At 68.3% G+C, this 16,857-nt stretch carries 14 protein-coding genes; 8 read left to right on the plus strand and 6 right to left on the minus strand.

The annotated features are described in order from the left end of the window. Positions 1 to 129 precede the first annotated feature (129 nt). Positions 130 to 1,485 carry a lysine N(6)-hydroxylase/L-ornithine N(5)-oxygenase family protein gene (locus tag FOB47_RS08140; protein ID WP_174780555.1) on the minus strand — a complete coding sequence of 452 codons (1,356 nt, stop codon included), beginning with the start codon at positions 1,483 to 1,485 and terminating at the stop codon, positions 130 to 132. 242 nt (positions 1,486 to 1,727) lie between these two features. On the opposite strand from FOB47_RS08140, the gene FOB47_RS08145 reads away from it, so the two are divergent. The 4 genes from FOB47_RS08145 (at position 1,728) to FOB47_RS08160 (ending at position 4,538) form a co-directional block, all read left to right on the plus strand. After that, positions 1,728 to 1,952, plus strand: coding sequence for an MbtH family protein (locus tag FOB47_RS08145; RefSeq protein WP_053823541.1), 225 nt, complete (start codon positions 1,728 to 1,730; stop codon positions 1,950 to 1,952). Further along, complete coding sequence (locus FOB47_RS08150; RefSeq protein WP_053823540.1) at positions 1,949 to 2,716, plus strand: thioesterase II family protein; 768 nt, start codon at positions 1,949 to 1,951, stop codon at positions 2,714 to 2,716. Before FOB47_RS08145 ends, FOB47_RS08150 begins: the two co-directional genes overlap by 4 nt. A 62-nt stretch (positions 2,717 to 2,778) precedes the next feature. Further along, positions 2,779 to 3,549 (plus strand): 4'-phosphopantetheinyl transferase family protein, encoded by a 771-nt coding sequence (locus FOB47_RS08155; protein WP_174780556.1) that lies wholly within the window; start codon positions 2,779 to 2,781, stop codon positions 3,547 to 3,549. Continuing rightward, positions 3,546 to 4,538: a TauD/TfdA family dioxygenase gene (locus tag FOB47_RS08160; protein ID WP_174780557.1), complete on the plus strand. Its 993-nt coding sequence runs from the start codon at positions 3,546 to 3,548 to the stop codon at positions 4,536 to 4,538. Before FOB47_RS08155 ends, FOB47_RS08160 begins: the two co-directional genes overlap by 4 nt. A 164-nt stretch (positions 4,539 to 4,702) precedes the next feature. Here the strand turns inward: FOB47_RS08160 and FOB47_RS08165 are convergent, their stop codons facing one another. The 5 genes from FOB47_RS08165 to FOB47_RS08185 form a co-directional block, all read right to left on the minus strand. After that, positions 4,703 to 6,784 carry a 3-hydroxyacyl-CoA dehydrogenase NAD-binding domain-containing protein gene (locus tag FOB47_RS08165; protein WP_174780558.1) on the minus strand — a complete coding sequence of 694 codons (2,082 nt, stop codon included), beginning with the start codon at positions 6,782 to 6,784 and terminating at the stop codon, positions 4,703 to 4,705. 109 nt (positions 6,785 to 6,893) lie between these two features. Then, on the minus strand, positions 6,894 to 8,651 hold the full coding sequence (locus FOB47_RS08170) for a long-chain-fatty-acid--CoA ligase (protein ID WP_174780559.1): 1,758 nt from the start codon (positions 8,649 to 8,651) through the stop codon (positions 6,894 to 6,896). A gap of 134 nt (positions 8,652 to 8,785) precedes the next feature. Continuing rightward, positions 8,786 to 10,120 (minus strand): MFS transporter, encoded by a 1,335-nt coding sequence (locus FOB47_RS08175; RefSeq protein ID WP_174780560.1) that lies wholly within the window; start codon positions 10,118 to 10,120, stop codon positions 8,786 to 8,788. Continuing rightward, complete coding sequence (locus FOB47_RS08180; protein ID WP_244959202.1) at positions 10,117 to 10,848, minus strand: alpha/beta fold hydrolase; 732 nt, start codon at positions 10,846 to 10,848, stop codon at positions 10,117 to 10,119. Before FOB47_RS08180 ends, FOB47_RS08175 begins: the two co-directional genes overlap by 4 nt. 8 nt (positions 10,849 to 10,856) lie before the next feature. After that, positions 10,857 to 11,792 carry an alpha/beta fold hydrolase gene (locus FOB47_RS08185; protein ID WP_174780561.1) on the minus strand — a complete coding sequence of 312 codons (936 nt, stop codon included), beginning with the start codon at positions 11,790 to 11,792 and terminating at the stop codon, positions 10,857 to 10,859. A 314-nt stretch (positions 11,793 to 12,106) separates the two neighbouring features. Here FOB47_RS08185 and FOB47_RS08190 point away from each other — a divergent pair, with 314 nt between their 5' ends. The 4 genes from FOB47_RS08190 to FOB47_RS08205 all read left to right on the plus strand — a co-directional run bounded on the left by FOB47_RS08190 (position 12,107) and on the right by FOB47_RS08205 (position 16,762). Beyond that, the gene (locus FOB47_RS08190) at positions 12,107 to 13,291 is read left to right on the plus strand and encodes an acyl-CoA dehydrogenase family protein (protein ID WP_174780562.1); all 1,185 of its coding nucleotides are present in this window, start codon (positions 12,107 to 12,109) and stop codon (positions 13,289 to 13,291) included. Positions 13,292 to 13,364: 73 nt separating this feature from the next. Then, complete coding sequence (locus FOB47_RS08195) at positions 13,365 to 14,519, plus strand: acyl-CoA dehydrogenase family protein (protein ID WP_174780563.1); 1,155 nt, start codon at positions 13,365 to 13,367, stop codon at positions 14,517 to 14,519. A gap of 312 nt (positions 14,520 to 14,831) precedes the next feature. Further along, positions 14,832 to 15,788, plus strand: a complete 957-nt coding sequence (locus FOB47_RS08200) for an ABC transporter permease (protein WP_174780564.1) — start codon at positions 14,832 to 14,834, stop codon at positions 15,786 to 15,788. Beyond that, positions 15,788 to 16,762 (plus strand): ABC transporter permease, encoded by a 975-nt coding sequence (locus FOB47_RS08205; protein WP_244959203.1) that lies wholly within the window; start codon positions 15,788 to 15,790, stop codon positions 16,760 to 16,762. The genes FOB47_RS08200 and FOB47_RS08205 overlap by 1 nt, the downstream gene beginning before the upstream one ends. The last annotated feature ends 95 nt before the right edge of the window (positions 16,763 to 16,857 follow it).

Here is a 16,857-nt window from a genome sequence, read left to right on the forward strand (position 1 = left end):
CGATCCCGCGAACGCCGATATGGGTGGTTGCCGCCACCGCAGAGGCGGGGTCCAGCGTGTTGAGAGAGCGTTGATGTCACTGGGTCCCCGCGTACGCGGGGACGACAACATAAGTCAGCGATATGCGGCCTACGCCGTGCCGACCAGCGGCCGGGACTCGATCGTCTCCGGCGCCAGCGGCACCGCCTCACGGCCCGCTTGCGTCTCGTTTGCCAACACTGCCTCGGCGATCTCGTGCGAGCGCACCGCCAGTACCGACAGCAGCGTATCGCTGAGGCCGTGGCTGTCCTCGCAGCATCCTTGCAGGAAGATCTGCGGCAGGCAGCGCGTCGAGGTCCGCAGCCGATAGTGGCGGTCGACGCGGAAGCCCTCGCCGATCAGCGAGGCCAGCGGCGCAAGCATGCGCTGGTGGGCCTGGCGCCGATAGCCGGTGGCCAGCACCACCAGATCGAACTGCTGGCGCTGCACGGCGCCATGGGTACGGTCGCGCAGCACGCAGGCAATGCCGTCCGGCTGCGGCGCAGCTGCCTCGATCTCCTTGCCGGGCAGCAGCTGGTGCTGCGGGTTGCCGACCACTCTCTGCTGATAGAGCAGCTGATAGATGCGCTCGATCAGGTCGAGGTCGACCACCGAGTAATTGGTATTGCGGTATTCCTGCAGCATCTGTTGCCGGCGCTCGCCCGGTTGCCGATAGATGAAGTCGGTGAAGCCTGGGCTGAAGATCTCGTTGACGAACGGGCTGTCGTCCGACGGCTTCAGCGCGCCGCCGCGCATCACCATCGCCACCTCGGCGGCTGGGAAGCGCTTGACCAGGTCCATGAAGACCTCGGCCGCGCTCTGCCCGCCGCCGACCACCGCAATCCGCCGCGGCGCCGTATCGTCACGGTACTCGGCGATCCTGTCCAGATAGCCGGACGAATGCACCACGCGCGCATCGTGCCAGCCGCGGAAGGCCGCGGGCACCTGCGGCTCGCCGCCCACGCCCATCACCAGGTTGCGCGTCAGCCGTTCATGGATGCGCCCGTCCACGCCGCGGGAGCGGACACGCAGGCGTTGCACCACGCCGTCGGCCGGTTCCGGCAACACGTCGATCACTTCCTCGCCATAGTGGCAGCGCTCGCCGAAGTGCGAGGCGACCCATGCCAGGTAGTCGTTGAACTCGATCCGGCTCGGGAAGAAGGTCTTCAGGTTGATGAACGCCTCGAGCCGTCCACGGCTGTGCAGATAGTTGATGAAGGTATAAGGGCTGCGCGGATTGCGCAGGGTGGCCAGATCCTTCAGGAAGGAGATCTGCATATCGGTGCCGTCCAGCAGCATGCCGCCGTGCCAGACGAAATCGGGCTTGCGTTCGATGAAGGCATAGCGCGGCGGAGGCGCGGCACGGGCGGCGGCCGCGGCACGCTCTTCCATCGCAATGGCCAGCGCCAGATTCGACGGCCCGAAGCCGATGCCGAGTAGATCGTATTCCAAAGCACTGCTTGTCATCTGATGCCCCTTGCGGTGGGAATTCGGCGACCGACGCAGCGGCCGACCCCGCGTCTCGTGCGGGGATATCCGATGTGACGATCCGCGGCCGGCGATATTTAGGTTTTCAGATCCGATCCGGCTATCCCGAACACCAGCCGGCCAGGCCCACTAAATCCGCGGCGTCCCGGTCCGTCTTGTTGTCACAGGCGTTCGCATCTGCGCCGCCAATGCCACGCATCCAGTCAGACGAGGGACACACCATGAGCTTCGACAGCGACACCCTGCTCTTCCAGGTCGTCATCAATCCGGAGGAGCAGTATTCGATCTGGCCCGATTACCGTCCGATCCCGGCGGGCTGGCGGGCCGTCGGCTTCAGCGGCCAGCGGCAGCAATGCCTGGAGTACATCGAGACCCACTGGACCGATATGCGTCCGGCGAGCCTGCGCGCCGCGATGGAAGCGCAGGGCGAGCCCGCGGCGCGATGAGCACCCTGGGGCCGGTGACGCTGTGGTGCCTGCCCAATGCGGGCGCTGGCGCGGCGGCCTATGCCGAATGGCGCCGCGCGGCGCCGGCCGGGCTGACGATCCGGCCCGTCGAACTGCCCGGCCGCGGCACCAGGATCGGGCAGCCGCTGTGCGAATCGTTCGATGCGCTGTGCGACCGGCTGGAACACGAACTGCGCCAGCAACGGCTGCTGGCTGAGTCGGCACGTCGCCGCCACGCCTTGTTCGGCCACAGCATGGGCGCCCTGCTCGCCTACGAGCTGGCGCACCGCTGGCAGGCCGAGGGCGAGCCCGCTTGCGCGCTGCTGGTCTCCGGTTGCCCCGCCCCGCGCCTGCGCGATCCCGACCGTTTCGCCGGACCGCTGGACGATGCCGCCCTGATGGATCATCTGCGCGAGCTCGACGGCACGCCGCGGGAGCTGCTCGAACACGAGGAAATGATGGCGCTGACATTGCCCGTGCTGCGCGCCGATTTCCGTGTCTGCGCGAGCTATCGGCATCGCGAGCGGCCGTTGCTGCGCTGTCCGCTGCATGCCTTCGGCGGGCGCGACGATCGCAGCGTCGGCGGGGCGGTCGCCGGCTGGGGGCACGAAACGGAGGGCGTCTTCACGCTGGACTGGTACGACGGCGGCCACTTCTTCCTGCGCGAGCACACCGGCTCGATGCTTGCGCGGATCGGCGCGCAGCTTGGCGTGCCGGTTCCAGCGGCCGCAGCGAGCGATACCGTGGAGGTCAGCGCATGCTAGCGCCGGCGCCCGTGCCCGTACCTGTGCCTGTATCCCTTCCCGCGCCGCTCGCTCGCTACGAGATGCGTGTCTGGCGGCTGGACATCGACATCCGGGCCGAGCCGGCACCCGGGGACCTCGTGGTCCTGTCGCCGCCGGAAGCGGCACGGCTGCGCGCCTATCGCCGCATCGCCGATCGGGCCCGCTTTGCCGCGGTACGCGGTGCGCTGCGGCGCTTGCTCGGCGCGTTTCTCGATCTGGCCCCGTGCGAACTGCCGCTGGAGGCAGACCCGCAGGGCAAACCGATATTGCCGCCGTCGATTCACGACGCGCCGATGTTCAACGTCTCGCACAGCGGCCGCGTCGGCTTGATCGCCATCGCAAGCGATCCTGCGATCGCGGCGGTCGGCATCGACGTCGAGCAATGCCGCCCGGTGGAGCCGCTCGCGTTGGCCGCGTCCGCCTTCTCGCCGGACGAGCAAACCATGCTGCACGGCTGTCATCCCGCGCTGCGGCTCGATCGCTTCTATGCGCTGTGGACCGCGCGGGAAGCCTTGACCAAGGCGGCCGGCACCGGGATCGGCGACGCTCGCTGGCTGCAGGTTGCGCTGCAGGGGTCGGGCGATGGCCGCTGGCGGGCGCATGGACCGCACGCAGAATTGCCGATGGCGATGGGGGCGTGGCACCCGGCAGAGGCCAGCCACGTTGTCTCGCTGCCATGCCCGGTGAACTGTGCTGACCTGCCATATCGCGCCGCCGTGGCGCTGCTCGCTCGACCGCTCTCTGCTCCCCTCTCCCGCCATGCGGGAGAGGGGAGAAACTCTGCCGAAGCTATCCCGATGAGGACCGCATGACCGATCTGTCCACGCCTGCGCTCGAGTCGCTGACCGCCGCGTCGTTGCCGCGCACGGCGGCGCTGCCCTTCACCATCGAGGCCGCCAGCCCGGGGGAACCGCTGATCGAAGCGTTGCCACGGCTGCGCGCCCGGATCGAGGAACACCTGTACACGACCGGCGGCGTGCTGTTCCGCTCGTTCGCCGTCGATGGCGCCGAGGGCTTCCGCACCTTTGCCGCCGCCTTCGGCCACCCGCTGCTCAGCTACGAGTTCGGCTCCACACCGCGCAGCAAGGTGACTGGCGGCGTCTACACGTCCACCGAATACCCCGCGCACCAGTCGATCCCGCTGCATAACGAGCAGGCCTATACGCGCGAATGGCCGATGAAGATCTGGTTCTATTGCGAACGGGCGGCGCCGCAGGGCGGCGAAACGCCGATCGCCGACAGCCGCGCGATCTACAGCGCGGTCGATGCGGGCACACGGGAGCGTTTTGCTACGCGCGGGCTCTGCTATGTGCGCAATTTCGGCAACGGCATGGATGTGCCGTGGCAGCAGGTGTTCAACACCGAAGACCGCGCCCAGGTCGAGACCTATTGCGCGCGGCATGGCATCGTCTGCGAATGGAAGGACGACGGCGAATTGCGGACGCGACAGCGGGTACAGGGGATCGCCCATCATCCGCATACCGGCGATCCGGTCTGGTTCAACCAGGCGCACCTGTTCCATCTGTCGGCGCTGGCGCCCGAGATGCGCGAGGTGCTGCTCGATACGGTCGGTGAAGAGGACCTGCCGCGCAACGTCTATTACGGCGACGGCACGCCGATTCCGGACGCCGAACTGGACGCGGTCCGCGCGGTGCTGGACGTGCACAAGGTCGTGTTCCCGTGGCGCGAGGGCGATGTGCTGATGCTGGACAATATGCTGACCGCGCACGCCCGCGAGCCGTTCAGCGGACCGCGCAAGGTCGTGGTGGCGATGGCCGAGCCGCACGGCGCGCCGGCCTAGGACGACCGCGGCCGCAGCGCCCATGGGGTCATTCGGCCAATCGCCAATGCTGGACCCGGCGCCATACGAGCCGCCGGGTCCCCGGGACGTTGCCAGGACTTCGCCGGGACGTGGCCGGGACGTGGCCGGGACCACGGCATTGCGGCCCGGACTGGCAACCACCCCTACTTCAGGTCACCGAACTTGCGCCCCTGCGCCACCAGCTCCTCGAGCAGCCGGGCCGGCTTGAAGTCGGCACCGAAGCTTTCCTCGTAGCGCCGCAGCGTCTCCAGCACCTTGTCCAGCCCGATCGTGTCCGCGTAGAACATCGGACCGCCGCGGTAGACCGGCCAGCCATAGCCGTTGACCCAGATCACGTCGATGTCCGACGCGCGGATCGCCTTGCCTTCCTCCAGGATCTTCGCGCCCTCGTTGATCATCGGATAGATGCAGCGCTCCAGGATCTCCTGCTCCGACACCACACGGCTGGTCCGCCCCTGCTTCGCCGCGAAATCGCGGATCACCTGCTCGACCACCGGTGACGGCCTGGCGTTGCGTTTCTCGTCATAGTCGTAGTACCCCGCGCCGGTCTTCTGGCCGCGCCGGTCCATTTCGCAGAGGATTTCGCGCAGCGTCGAGCTGCTCGATTTCTCCCGGACCCAGCCGAGGTCGAGGCCAGCCAGATCGCTCATCGCGAACGGTCCCATCGGGAAACCAAAGTCGTACAGCACCCGATCGACGTTCCACGGCAGCGCGCCTTCCAGCACGAGTTTCTGCGCCTCGCGCTGGCGTTGCGCCAGCATCCGGTTGCCGACGAAGCCCGGGCAGACGCCGACCAGCGCGGCGATCTTGCCGATCTTGCGGGCCAGTTCCATCGACGTCCGGATCACCGGCTTGGCGGTCTTCGCGCCGCGCACCACCTCCAGCAGCTTCATCACATTGGCCGGCGAGAAGAAATGCAGGCCGATGACCGCCTCCGGCCGCGACGTGGCGGCGGCGATCTCGTCGACGTCCAGCGCCGAGGTATTGGTCGCGAGGATCGCGCCCGGCTTGGCGATGCGGTCGAGCCGGCCGAACACGTCCTTCTTGACGTCCATGTTCTCGAACACGGCTTCGATCACCAGATCGGCGTCGGCCAGCTTTTCCATCTCCAGCGTCGGCGTCAGCAGCGCCATGCGGCGCTCGATGTCGGTGGCGGTGATGCGGCCCTTCTTGGCAGTGTTCTCATAGTTGGTCCGGATCGTGCGGACGCCGCGGTCCAGCGCCTGCTGCGAGGTCTCGACGATGGTGACCGGATAGCCGGCGTTCAGGAAGTTCATCGCGATGCCGCCGCCCATCGTGCCGGCACCGATGATGCCGACCTGCTTGACCGGCAGCAGCGGCGTATCGGCGCCGATATCGGGCAATTGCCAGACATGGCGCGAGGCGAAGAAGTAGTAGCGCTGCGCCGCCGACTGCTTGCCGTTCAGCAGCTCGACGAACATCGCGCGCTCGCGCTGGAGCCCTTCGTCGAACGGCAGTTCGACCGCCGCCTCGATGCAGCGGATGTTGTATTCCGGCGCGTCGAAGCCGCGAAAGCGCCGGGCGTTGGCCCGGCGGAACTCGGCGAAGATCTCCGGCTTGCCGCGCGCGGCGGCGATCTTGTCGTCGAGATCGCGCACCTTGCGCAGCGGCCGCCCCTCGGCCACCACCTGGCGGGCGAATGCGATGGCATCCGCGCGCAGGCTGGCGTCGTCGGCCAGCAGATCGACCAGGCCCATCTCGGCCGCGGCCGGCGCCGGCACGTGGGTGCCCGAGGTCACCATCTCCAGCGCCTTCTGCACGCCGACGATGCGCGGCAGCCGCTGGGTGCCGCCCGCACCGGGCAGCAGGCCGAGATTGACCTCCGGCAGGCCGCATTTGGCCGAGCGCGCCGCGACGCGATAGTGGCAGACCAGCGCCACTTCCAGCCCGCCGCCGAGCGCGGTGCCATGGATCGCGGCGATCACCGGCTTGGGCGCGTCCTCGATCGCTGCCTGCACTTCGGGCAGCGAGGGGCCAGCGGGCGGCTTGCCGAACTCGGTGATGTCCGCGCCCGCGATAAACGTCTTGCCGGCGCAGATCAGCACGACGGCCTTGACCGCGTCGTCGGCGACGGCCTGCTGGACGCCCGCGAGGATGCCGGCGCGAACGTTGGCCGACAGCGCGTTGACCGGCGGCGAATCGATCGTCAGCACGGCGATGCCGGCGTCCACGGTAAGGTCGGTGACCGGGTTGATGGTCGTCATCGATGTGTCTCCATTGGAATTGGATTGAAATCGGAATTGGATTCAGGACCGGCCTCGGGCCTCGGATCGGTTTGGGCACGGGACAAAGGCCGCGCGGCCCACGGCCAACTCAGCCCGCACGATCGCTGACATCGCGCGCGATCGCCAGAAAGCGATCCAGCTCGTCGCGGATGCGCTTCTTGTTGTATTTGCCGACGCTGGTCTTCGGGATGTCGCGCGTGATCGCCACCAGCTTGGGCAACATCCATTTGGTGATGCGGCCGGTGTCGACGCCGTGGGTCTTCAGGAAGTCGATCACCGCGTATTCGTCCGCCTCGAAACCGGTGCGCACGCTGACCAGCGCCATCGGCCGTTCGCCCCAGACCGGATCCGGCACGCCGACCACGGTCGCCTCCTGCACGAAGTCGGCCATCGCGATCAGGTTCTCCAGCAGCACGGTCGGCACCATCTCGGCGCCGCTGCGGATCACGTCCTTGATGCGGTCCGCGATCGTGATATAGCCGTGCGCATCGACCTTGGCCAGGTCGCCGGTATGCAGCCAGCCGCCGCGCCACAACTCGGCGCTTTTCTCCGGATCGCGGAAGTAGCGCTCGGTGGTCCACGGCGCGCGCACGACGATCTCGCCGACGGTCTGGTCGTCTTTGGGCACCGGCCGGCCGTCGTCGTCCACCACCTCGACATCGACGCCAAGGATCGGCAAACCGGCCTTGACCAGCAGCGCATCGGTCTGCTCCCGGTCCAGGTCGACCAGGTCCTTCTTGATGAAGGAGGTGACGATGGTCGGCGCGGTTTCCGTCATGCCGTAGCCCGAACTCATCCGGAACGACGGGATCAGCGCTTCGAGCTTCTTCTTCAGGCCCAGCGGCAGCGCGCCGCCGCCGACGTTGACCCGCACCAGGCTGCTGAGGTCGTATTTGTGCAGGTCCGGATATTCGAGCAGCATCGCGGCAATGGTGGCGACGATACCGACCGAGGTCACCTTCTCGCGCTCGACCAGCTCGCAGAACCCCTGCACGGTGAAGGTGCCGTGCAGCACGATCTTCTGCGCGCTGTAGACCGCGATAAAGGGCGCGCCCCAGGCGTGGATGTGGAACATCGGCGTGTTCAGCAGCGGCACCGCCGATTCGCCGAGCCGCACGCCCAGCCCGTCCTCGATATCGATCGACGGCGTGTTGGCGATCGCCATCTGTGCCATCACGTGCACCGTCATCAGATATAGCTGCCGGTGCGTGAAGGTCGCGCCCTTCGGCTGCCCGGTGGTGCCGGTGGTATAGCACAGCGTCGCGTTGACGTCCTCGTGCAGCGCTGGCCAGTCGAACTGTTCCGGCTGCCGCGCCAGCAGGTCCTCGTAATGGATCAGGCCGGCGATGCGCGTGTCGGGCAGGCCCGGCTTGTCCGACAGATAGACGAAGCGCTGCACCACGTCCTTGATATGGTCGTAGATACCCTCGACCAGCGGCAGCAGCGCGTCGTCGAAGAACAACACGCGGTCTTGCGCATGACGGATCGTGTAGACGATGTGCTCGGGCGACAGGCGGACATTGACCGGGTGCAGCGTCGCGCCGACGCCCGGCACGCCGAAGTACAGCTCCAGATGGCGGTGCGTGTTCAGCGCCATCGTGGCAATGCGGTCGCCCGGTTCGCCTGGCGTGCCAGCCACCACGCCCAGTTCCGATGACAGCGCGTTGGCCAGCTGGCAGACGCGCCGATACCACTGGTTCCAGGTAAAGCGGAAATACTCGCCGCTGAGGTGATTGCGGTAGACGACGCCGATCTGGTCGGGATACATCCGCACCGGCCGCCGCATGATGGTCGTCAACAGCAGCGGATAGTGGGTGCTGAACTCGGGATAGGTTCTCGCTTCCATCTCGTCTCCTGGGTCGTCGTTCTTGTCCTTCTGGTCTTTCCTGTCCGTCTCCCCTCTCCCGCAAGCCGGAGGGGCAGAAAACAATCGCGCAAGCGCAAGCGTCGGCGTCCGCTTTCGCACGCCGCAGCCGCCCGTCACGACGTCATCGGGTCGCCCTGGTTCGGCGGCAACGGGCCGGGCCGCCGTCGCGGGTCCTTCATCGCCAGCGCCATCGCGAAGGCCAGGCACTTGACGCCGATGGCCAGCGCGAACACCAGCCAGAAGCGCACGCCCTGCGCCAGCATGCCGCCGAGCACCGGGCCGATCGCCATCATGGCGTAGGTGCCGGTGCCCGCAACGGCCAGCAGCATCGGCCGGTCCTTGCGTGCGCCGAACTCCATCACCAGGTTGTCGGCCGAAATGAAGAAGCCGCCGAAGCCCGCGCCCAGCCCGCAGAAGGCCAGCACGAACCAGCCCAGCGAGCCGCAGCACAGCAGCAGCGCGGTAGCGGCGATCCATAACGCGATGCTGGCGAGGAACACCAGCCGATAGCCATGGCGGTCGGCCAGCCGGCCCCACAGCAGGTTGCTGGCGGTCTGCGCCAGCAGATAGGCCAGGCTCAGATAACCGAGCGTGGCGCCGGACAGGTCGATATGCTGGCCCGCATAGATCGCATAGAACGGCATCGCCATCATGCCCAGCGCCACCAGCGCGCGGGCGACGAAGAAGCGCACGAAGTCGGGCTGCGCCCGCAGCAGCGCCGGCACTTCGCGAATGCGGCGCCGGAAGCCGACCGGCAGGCGCACATCCTGCAAGGCGGGCTCGCGCATGCCGGCCAGTGCGGAGATGCCGAGGCTGGTCAGCACGAAGGCGGCCAGGAAGGTCGCCGCGTAGCCGTTGCCGAGCACGTCGTTGCCGACCAGATAGCGGCCCCCGAGCCAGGCGACCGCCGCCGCGGTCAGGCCGCCGAAGAAGTTGCGCAGCGCGCTCAGACCGCCGCGGCGATGCAGCGGAATGATCTTCGAGGTCAGGTATTGGAAGGCGACGTTCTGGACGCCGTTCAGCAGGCCGAACAGCAACAGGAAGACGGCCGCGGCCGTCAGCGCCGCCGCGCCCGACAGCCACAGCGCCGACAGCGCGAGCCCCAGCACCTGCAGCCGCACCAGCCAGCCGACGCGGTACAGCATCGGCATCACCTGTTGCCGATGCTCGATCAGCGTCGCGCCCCACAGCGACGATGCGGCCATGCCGGCGTACTGGGCCGACAGCACCAGCCCGACGGTCAGCTTCGAGCCGGACAGCAGATACAGATAGGCCGGCACGAAGGTCGGCGCGGTGACCAGCCGGAAGCCGGTCATCCCGAGCATGCCGTGCGCCAGGAAGGCCATCGCATTGCGGCGGAAATGCCGCGACACATGGTCCAGATAGCCGCGCTCGCCGTCGTCGTCCGCATCGGCGGCCTCGCGCGCCGGCGACAGGGCGGGGCTCATGCCGACTCCAGCCCCGGCCGCGTGCCGGCCGCCGGCACCCTCGCGTACTGCCGCAGCGCCTGGTCCAGCGCGACCGGCTCCAGCGACAGCAGTTCCATCACCGCCGCGAGCCACGGCGGACGTTCGCAACAGCAGACGCAGATCGGTGTGTCGAGGTCGGAATGCTGCGACGCGAGCATCGCGAAGCTCGACGCATAGCTGGGAGGACGGACGTCATTGGCCAGCTCGGCAATGGCAAAGGGATCGGGCGGCGCGGGTTGGCTCAGGTCGGGCACGGGGACATAGGGGCTGCGCGCCGCGCTGCCGCCGCCGGACAGCCCCGGCCCGTCGCGCACGATGGCGCCACGCACCTCGCCGGGGCGTGCGCCTGCCAGCAGCAGCGCGACATAGCCGCCGATACCGCGCCCGGCGACCGTGCAGGGGCCCAGATGCGCGAGCGCGATGTCGGCATCGGCCATCAGGAATTCGCAGCTGTAGCCGCCGCCGCGCGGCAGGTCGGAGTCACCGTGGCCGGTGAAGTCCAGCGCATGGATGGGGCCCGGCCAGCCGGCATATTCGGCCGGCAGCACAGCCGGCGAGCGCTCGCCAAGCCCGTGCAGCAACAGCAGCGGATGCCCGTCGCCATCCTTGAGCCGGTGCAGGGCGAGCCGCAGACGATGGTGGCGCAGGTACTGGGGCTGGGATGGGCGCAGGGATGGGCCCGGGGATTGGCGCTGGGATGAAGTCAAGGACATGGTCATGCCCCGAAGAACTGCAGGATGCGGCGCGCCGTCTCCTGCGGCCGTTCGATATGGATGAAGTGGCCGACGTCCTGCATGCGATGGACCTCGGTGGTCGCCGGGAAGAACGGCATCAGGTCGTCAGCGGTCGCGTCCCAGCCCATCGGTTCCTTCTCGGAGCCGAAAATGGCCAGCATGGGAATCGGGAACCCGGGCAGCCTGTCGGTCATCCAGCGAACACGCATCGGTCCGAAGCCGCCCACGCCGATCGCCGGGTCCAGCTTCCAGCGCCAGCCCTGCTCGTCGCGCCGCGCACCATGCGAGGCGATGTAGCACAGCCATTCGTGGCTCAGGCGGGGGTTCATCCTGGCGCGGCGCTGCGCCAGTTCCTCCAGCGTGCCGGGCCGCCGCTCGAGCTCGCCGCTGCGCCGCCGCGCATCGAGCCAGCGGGTAATGACGGGCCCGGTCAGCGAGGACTTGCGTTCGCGTACCGCGCTGTCGGCATGCGGGCTGCGGAACGGCAGGCCATCGATCGCGGCGAAACGCGTAAAGCGGTGCGGCAGCGCCTGGATCGCCTGCACCAGCAGCGAGCCGCCCTTGCTGTGGCCGACCGCCAGGCAGGGCTCCCGCGTGATCGAGTCCGCCACCGCCAGCATGTCGCGCACATCGGCAATCCAGTTGTAGAGATCGGCGTGATCGGAATCGCCGTGGCCGCGGTGATCGTACGAGACCACGCGGTAGCCCGCGTCCGCGAGCAGCGGCGCAAAGGCATCGAAGGTCCGGGCGAAGTCGAGCGCGCCATGGACCAGCAGCAGCGGCGTGGCGTCCGGCTCGCCCCACTCGTAGACGGCCAGCCGCAGGCCGCTGGCGTCGACCCAGCGGCGCCGGTCAGGCGCCCGCGCGCCCGGGAAGGTCCACACCGCTTCGTCTGTCGAGGGCTCGCTGGTCTGCATGTCTCCACCTTGGGCCGAGCAGGCGCCGTCTTGTGCCGCCAGCCTGTTTCGTGATTTTGGTATGTTTCAGGCGATGCTAGCACAAGGTCGCCGCTCCGCCATATTGCCTTCCTTGCTGCGCCGCGTGCGGCATAGCCGGTATGCGTTGTTTGCATGGTCGATACCATTTTCGTAAATGGCGTATTGACGATGTCCGACACGCGCTTGTATAACGGCCCTGCACGCGCTTCATCGCCGCATTCGGCATGAGGCGGCGCACGGTTCAAGCAAGGACGACGGCCCGCAGAGGCCGCCCACCGCGACAGGAGACCACCGTGGAAGACCTGGAGACGTTCCGGCAGCAGACGCACGCCTGGCTGCAGGACAATTGCCCGCCCGAGATGCGGCAGCCGGTGCAGGACGACGAGGACATCTGCTGGGGCGGACGCAAGTTCCGCTTCCGCTCCGAGGCGCAGCGCCAATGGCTCGAGCGGATGGCCGAGCGCGGCTGGACCGTGCCCGAATGGCCGCGCGAGTACGGTGGCGGCGGCCTGAGCCGCGAACAGGCGAAGATCCTGCGCGAGGAAATGCAGCGGCTGGGCTGCCGCGTGCCGCTGCAAAGCTTCGGCATCTCGATGCTGGGCCCGGCCCTGCTGAAGTACGGCTCCGAGGCACAGAAGCGCGAGCACCTGCCGAAGATCGCGCGCGGCGAGATCCGCTGGTGCCAGGGCTATTCCGAGCCGAACGCCGGCTCCGACCTGGCGGCGCTGCAGACGCGCGCCGAGGACCGCGGCGACCACTTCGTCGTCAACGGCCAGAAGATCTGGACTTCGTATGCGGACAAGGCCGACTGGATCTTCTGCCTGGTGCGCACCGATTTCTCGGCGCAGAAGCACACCGGCATCAGCTTCCTGCTGTTCGACATGGAGACACCCGGGGTAACGACGCGCCCGATCGTGCTGATCTCCGGCAAGTCGCCGTTCTGCGAGACCTTCTTCGACGATGTCGTGGTGCCGCGCGACCAGCTGGTCGGCGAGCTCAACGGCGGCTGGGAGATCGCCAAGTATCTGCTGACCCATGAGCGCGACATGATCAGCGCGATCGGCAGCCGCGGCTTCCGCCAGCCGCTGGGGCGCCATGCCGCCAAGGCGATCGGCACCGATCCGGCCGGCCGGCTCGACGAGCCGATGCTGCGCGCGCAGCTGGCCCGCTTCGAGATCGACGAGGCCGCATTCGGCTTCGCCGGCGAACGGGTGCGCGACCTCGCCAGACAGGGTGAGGGCATTGCCGCGTTTTCGTCGGTGCTGAAGTACTACGGCGCCGAGCTGAACAAGCGGCGCTACGAACTGCTGATGTCGATCGGCGGCAGCGATGCACTCGAATGGGAAAGCGAGCGCAGCCAGCAGGGCGCCACCGCGCGCGCCTGGTTGCGCACCAAGGCCAATTCGATCGAGGGCGGCACCAGCGAGGTCCAGCTGAACATCGTCGCCAAGCGCATCCTCGGCCTGCCCGGCGCCTGACGCCCTTCCCTCCTTCCCCCGTTCCGGCGCCGTGCGATCGCACGGCGCTCCGGCGACCTTCGCGGACATCGACATGGCCATCGTACTGAACGACACCCAGGACATGCTGCGCGACAGCGCGCTGACCTTCCTGCGCGAGAACGCGCCGATCTCCGCGTTGCGCGCGATGCGCGACAGCGGCGACCCGGTCGGCTTCTCGCGCGAGCTGTGGCAACGCTTTGCCGATCTCGGGCTCGCCGGCGTGCTGGTGCCCGAGGCGTACGGCGGCAGCGGGCTCGGCGTGGTGGAAGCCGGCGTCATCATGGAGGCGATCGGCCGCACGCTGGCGCCGTCGCCCTTCCTCTCCACCGCGGTGCTCGGCGCCTCGCTGCTGACCCACTTCGGCAACGACGCACAACGCGACGCGCTGCTGCCCGCGATCGCGGCCGGCCGGCACCTGACCGCGCTGGCGCTCGACGAAGCCGGCAAGCATCGGCCGTTCCGCCTGTCCACCCGCGCGACGGCCGATGCCGGCGGCTATCGGATCGACGGCAGCAAGCAGCTTGTCGTCGACGGCCACGTGGCCGATACGCTGATCGTCGCGGCGCGCACCGCGGACGCCCAGGCGGGACAGAGCGAGGACACACAGGGCATCACGCTGCTGCTGGTACCGCGCACCAGTCGCGGCGTGCGAATCGAACGAGTGGTATTGGCCGACGCCACGCAGGCCGCGCGCATCGTCTTCGAAGGGGTGCAGGTGCCCGCCGATGCGGTACTCGGCGACGTCGATGGCGGTGGTGCGATCCTCGAGCGCGCGCTCGACATCGGCCGTGCGGTGCTGTCGTCCGAGCTGCTCGGCATCGCGGATGAAGCGTTCGCCCGTACGCTGGCGTATCTGAAGGAGCGCCGGCAGTTCGGCAAGATCATCGGCGAGTTCCAGGCGCTGCAGCATCGCGCCGCACATCTGTTCACCGAGCTCGAGCTGACGCGCGCCATCGTGCTGCGCTGCCAGCAACGGCTCGACGAATCGGCGCCGGACGGCCCCGAGGCGCTCGCATCGGCCGCCAAGGCCAAGGCCGGCGAGACCGCGACGCTGGCGGTGCAGGAAGGCGTGCAGATGCACGGCGGCATCGGCATGACCGACGAGTTCGAGATCGGCTTCTTCATGAAGCGCGCACGCACCGCACAGGAGTGGCTGGGCGACGCCAACTTCCACGCCGACCGCTGGGCCCGGATGCGCGGCTACTAGCTGGAGCCGCGAGAGAGCACAGGGCCGCGCGGCGGCCCGCCCCCGGGAAATTCACTAGACCACCGGGGGCGCTTCCGGGTTGTCATCGCTTCGAACGATGAGTATGCTGGGATCGCGATCGGCGCAACGCCGGTCGCTGCATTGCCCCGCACAAAAACTGCATTCCGCGTGCCGAAATACCGCCAAAGGCAATGGCCTGTAGGCGGAAACAGGAGACAGCATGGCCGGAGCATCAGCAGAAATCGTGTTGCCGGTATCCCCGCCGGCATTGGCGCGCGCGGTCAGCCGCGCCGCCCGCCATGCGAGGCGCCCATGAGCGCCTACCTGATGCGCCGGCTGCTGGCGCTGCTGCCCACGCTGCTGTTCGCCAGCATCATCGTGTTCTCGATCGTGCGGCTGGTGCCAGGCGACGTGGTCGACCTGATGCTGAGCCAGAACGACATCAGCGCCGATGTGCGCAGCCGCGAGGAACTGATGCAGCTGCTGGGCCTCGATCGGCCGATGTGGCAGCAATACCTGCACTGGGCCGGCAACATCGTGCTGCACGGCGACCTCGGCGTGTCGCTGTGGCAGGGCGAGCCGGTGCTGAAGATGGTAATGGCGCGCATCCCGGTGACGCTGTCGCTCGGCGTCATCGCGCTGGTGGTGGCGCTGTCGGTGGCGCTGCCGATCGGGGTGCTCTCGGCGATCCGGCAGGACAGCGCAGCCGACTACGTGGCGCGCTCGTTCTCGATCCTGATGCTGGCGGTGCCGAGCTTCTGGCTGGGCACGATGGTGATGGTGTTTCCGTCGGTCTGGTGGGGCTGGTCGCCCGAAGTCCGCTACGTGCCCTTCCGCGAGAACCCGCTGCAGCACCTGCAGCAGATGCTGGTGCCGGCGATCGTGCTCGGCATGGCGCTGTCGGCGATCACGATGCGGATGACGCGCACGATGATGCTGGAGGTACTGCGCCAGGACTATATCCGCACCGCCTGGGCCAAGGGGCTGAACGAACGGATGGTGATCCTGCGGCATGCGCTGCGCAATGCGCTGATTCCGGTGGTGACGCTGGTGGGCCTGCAGGCGCCGCTGCTGATCGGCGGCGCGGTGATCATCGAGCAGATCTTCGCGCTGCCCGGCATGGGCCTGCTGCTGCTCGACGCGGTGCATCAACGCGACTATCCGGTGATCACCGGCGTGTTTCTGGTGGTCGGCGTGGCGGTGATGCTGATCAATCTGCTGGTGGACCTGAGCTACGGATTGTTCGATCCGAAAGTGAGGCATCGCTGATGGCACGTTCCGCGACTCCCCTGACTCCTGTCGCGCCGGTGGCCGCCGACGCCGCCGCAGCCACCGCGGCGGCGACAGCAGCAACGGCAACCCCGGCGACATCGGCAACCGCGACGGCCCGACGCTGGCCCGGCTTCGGCCTGCTGGGCCGCCTGTTCCGAGACAAGCCGCTGGGCGCCGCGGGCGCGGTGATCTGCGCGATCTTCCTGTTCTGCGGCGTCTTCGCCGACGTGCTGGCGCCGTACGGCGTCAACGAGATCAACATGCTGCATCGGCTGCAGCCACCGTCGTGGGCGCATCCGTTCGGCACCGACAACCTCGGCCGCGACATGCTGTCGCGCTGCCTGTACGGCGCGCAGCTGTCGGTGGTGATCGGCCTGTCGGCCGCGACGCTGGCCACCGCCGTGTCGGTGCTGCTCGGCATCCTGACCGGCTATCTCGGCGGCAAGTTCGACCTGGTGGTGCAGCGCTTCGTCGATGCGTGGATGAGTTTTCCCGATCTGGTGATCCTGATCGTCGTGGTGTCGGTGCTCGGCCCGGGCAGCTGGCAGATCGTGGTGACGCTGGGCCTGCTGCTCGGCATCGGCGGCTCGCGCATCGTGCGCAGTGCGGTCGTCTCGGTGCGCGAGAACATGTACGTGCACGCCGCGCAGTCGATGGGCGCGGCGACGCCGCGCATCCTGTGGCGCCACATCCTGCCGAACGTGCTGCCGCCGGTGATCGTGCTGTTCACCACGCGCGTCGGCACCGCGATCCTGGCCGAGTCGGGCCTGTCCTTCCTCGGCCTGGGCGTGCCGCCGCCGGCGCCGACCTGGGGCGGCATGCTGTCCGGCGACGGCCGCACCTTCATGTTCCAGGGCCCGTGGCTGGCGCTGGCGCCCGGCGCCTGCCTGACCGTGGTCGTCTACGCGATCAACGTCTACGGCGATGCGCTGCGCGACCTGCTCGATCCGCGCATGCGGGGCACGCGGTAGCGGCATCGCCCGGGCATGCGCCGGGCGGCAGCACAGCCTCCGGTAGTGCGGCACGTGGCAGCGCGGCACGGACCCATCCCATACAAGAACAGAGA

This window comes from Cupriavidus gilardii, from assembly GCF_013347325.1.
Classification (GTDB): domain Bacteria; phylum Pseudomonadota; class Gammaproteobacteria; order Burkholderiales; family Burkholderiaceae; genus Cupriavidus; species Cupriavidus gilardii.

Bases quoted from the DNA above. Each gene is read 5' to 3' on its own strand.
- FOB47_RS08200 (WP_174780564.1), top strand. From the start codon at position 14,832: ATGAGCGCCTACCTGATGCGCCGGCTGCTGGCGCTGCTGCCCACGCTG.
- FOB47_RS08160 (WP_174780557.1), top strand. From the start codon at position 3,546: ATGACCGATCTGTCCACGCCTGCGCTCGAGTCGCTGACCGCCGCGTCG.
- FOB47_RS08185 (WP_174780561.1), bottom strand. From the start codon at position 11,792: ATGCAGACCAGCGAGCCCTCGACAGACGAAGCGGTGTGGACCTTCCCG.
- FOB47_RS08150 (WP_053823540.1), top strand. From the start codon at position 1,949: ATGAGCACCCTGGGGCCGGTGACGCTGTGGTGCCTGCCCAATGCGGGC.
- FOB47_RS08165 (WP_174780558.1), bottom strand. From the start codon at position 6,784: ATGACGACCATCAACCCGGTCACCGACCTTACCGTGGACGCCGGCATC.
- FOB47_RS08155 (WP_174780556.1), top strand. From the start codon at position 2,779: ATGCGTGTCTGGCGGCTGGACATCGACATCCGGGCCGAGCCGGCACCC.
- FOB47_RS08175 (WP_174780560.1), bottom strand. From the start codon at position 10,120: ATGAGCCCCGCCCTGTCGCCGGCGCGCGAGGCCGCCGATGCGGACGAC.
- FOB47_RS08195 (WP_174780563.1), top strand. From the start codon at position 13,365: ATGGCCATCGTACTGAACGACACCCAGGACATGCTGCGCGACAGCGCG.
- FOB47_RS08170 (WP_174780559.1), bottom strand. From the start codon at position 8,651: ATGGAAGCGAGAACCTATCCCGAGTTCAGCACCCACTATCCGCTGCTG.
- FOB47_RS08205 (WP_244959203.1), top strand. From the start codon at position 15,788: ATGGCACGTTCCGCGACTCCCCTGACTCCTGTCGCGCCGGTGGCCGCC.
- FOB47_RS08140 (WP_174780555.1), bottom strand. From the start codon at position 1,485: ATGACAAGCAGTGCTTTGGAATACGATCTACTCGGCATCGGCTTCGGG.
- FOB47_RS08145 (WP_053823541.1), top strand. From the start codon at position 1,728: ATGAGCTTCGACAGCGACACCCTGCTCTTCCAGGTCGTCATCAATCCG.